Source organism: Teichococcus wenyumeiae, assembly GCF_003696345.1.
In the GTDB taxonomy this organism is placed as follows: domain Bacteria; phylum Pseudomonadota; class Alphaproteobacteria; order Acetobacterales; family Acetobacteraceae; genus Pseudoroseomonas; species Pseudoroseomonas wenyumeiae.
This window is the reverse complement of sequence record NZ_RFLX01000124.1, coordinates 1-2,273: the sequence shown is the minus strand read 5'-3', so window position 1 is coordinate 2,273 and position 2,273 is coordinate 1. Positions and strand designations below refer to the sequence as shown.

Genomic DNA, 2,273 nt, shown 5'->3' with positions numbered 1-2,273 from the left:
GTGTGTCCAGATGGCGGCGTGACGTCGCGCAAGCTCCGTCCTGCGGTCAAACTCGTCTGGCCATCAAACAACGTGACAATGCCGACACGTATATACCCCCGGGTGGACGAGCAGGCCTGCAGGCCACCAGACCTCCCGCCCCAGGCGTCCCATGTCATCATCTCCCGTCGTTGCTTTTGCTCCGCTTCGCCATTCGGCATTCCGAGCGCTTTGGATCGCCAACCTCGCCAGCAACACTGGGCTCTGGATCCAGAACACCGGCGCCGGTTGGCTGATGACCTCGCTCGCTCCCTCGCCTGTCATGGTCAGCCTGGTGCAAGCGGCCGCCATGCTACCTGTCTTCCTGTTCGCCCTGCCCGGCGGCGCATTGGCCGATATCCTTGACCGGCGTGCCACCCTCATCGAGGCGCAGATCTGGATCGCCGCGGTCGGTTTGCTCCTCGCCGTACTGGCGGTCCTTGGCCTGCTGGACCCCTGGGGCCTGCTGGTCCTGACCGTCGCGATCGGCATGGGTACCGCCGTGATCTTCCCCGCCTGGGCAGCGGCGACACCCGAGCTGGTACCGCACGATGACCTTGTGCAGGCGGTCGCCCTGAATGGCGTGGGCTTCAATCTGGCACGCGCATTGGGGCCGGCGCTCGGCGGCTTCGTGATGGCGGCGGCAGGTCCGACCGCAGCCTTTGCCTTGAATGCCGTCGGCTTCCTGGCCCTGCTCTGGGCGCTGATCGCCTGGCGCCGCCCTGCGCAGCGCCGCTCCCACCTTCCGCCGGAGCGCCTTCCGTCCGCGGTGCGCGCCGGGCTGCGCTTCGCCATCGCCGTACCAGCCATGCGTGCGGCGATCCTGCGTGCCTGCGCCTTTTTCTTTTTCGCCTCGGCTGTGTGGGCACTGATGCCACTGGTGATCCGGGAAGGGCTCGGCCTGGGTCCGGCGGCCTTTGGGTTGATGCTAGGTGTGGCTGGCTTCGGCGCAGTGGCTGCAGGGACGGTACTCCCCATGATCAGGGACCGCCTGTCGCAGGGGCGGCTGGTGTTCTTCGCCTCTCTGCTGGCCTACGCAGCCATGGCGTTGCTCGGGCTCTCCCGGCACTGGGCGCCTGCGGCCGTTGCCGTCCTGATCTTCGGCGCAGCCTGGCTCGCCGCAGGCAGCACCCTGGGTGCTGCCGCGCAGATGACTGCTCCGGCCTGGGTCCGTGCCCGGGCCCTTGGCGTCTATCACCTCGCATTTTTCGGCGCTCTGGCTGTGGGGTCGCTCCTGTGGGGATGGGTGGGGACCAAAGTGGGCGTGCCGACCGCCCTGGCCCTCTGTGCCGGCAGCGGCGCCGTCGCCGCGGTGGCCGCACGGCCCTGGCGCCTGGTGAACTTCGCGCAGGACATGGCTCATCGGGTCAAGGCACGGCGGGGCCGGGCAGCCGCTACCATGCCCACGCCCGAGGCGCCGGCGTCTGCTCTGAAGGAGCTGCTGCACAACAACTCAGGGCGGGTGCTCGAGGTGGTCCGCTACCAGGTCGATCCCGGTGATCTGGACGCCTTCCTGGCAGCAATGAGGCACGTCCGGGAGGTCCGCCTGCGAGCGGGTGCGGCTGGCTGGAGGCTCTACCGCGATCTTGCCCGGCCCGATTACTTCACTGAGCTTTGGGCCGTGGATTCCTGGACCGACTACCTGCGGCACGCGGTCCGGCTGGACGAGGTGGACAAGGCGGCGCTGGCCCTTGTCGCGGAAATGCACCGTGGCGGGCAGGGGCCAGAGGCCTCCCGGCACCTGAACATCGAGCCATGAATGGGCGCCACGGGCGAAACCAAGGGACGGAAACCCCTCGGCCAAGATGGCCGCAAAAACGGCAAAACGCTGAGGCGCCCGAAGCAGGCTGAATATGCCGGTTGCTCGGGACAGGGCAGGTTTCCAGTTAACGTCGCCGGGGAGAGTAGAGGCGGGGGGCGGATGCTCTCGCTCGGGATTAAGCCTCGTCGGCCGGAATCGGCGCTAGACGCTCATTGCGACAGCAGCCTGCTCAATTCGGCCATAGGCGGCCGCAACTCGCTTCCTCCCATCATGTTCAGCTTGCGCAGGATACATCAGCTCCGCCACTTGAGGCCCAAGAGAAGCAGACGATGATGAAGGTAGGAGATGGTTCCCAGCGTCGCGTCTGCTTAACTCATGTCAACGAGAAGATCGCGGAGCTATCACCATGGTAGGATCGGGCGAAGACGTGCTGGACTGCCTTGTTGTAGGGGGCGGCCCAGCCGGCCTCACCGCTGCTTTGTACCTGGCGAGG

Annotated in this window: 1 protein-coding gene; it reads left to right on the top strand. The window is 67.0% G+C overall.

All coding sequences use genetic code 11. The annotated features are described in order from the left end of the window. Positions 1-151 precede the first annotated feature (151 nt). Positions 152-1,777 (top strand): MFS transporter, encoded by a 1,626-nt coding sequence (locus tag EBE87_RS28125; RefSeq protein ID WP_122140313.1) that lies wholly within the window; start codon positions 152-154, stop codon positions 1,775-1,777. Positions 1,778-2,273: the final 496 nt, after the last annotated feature.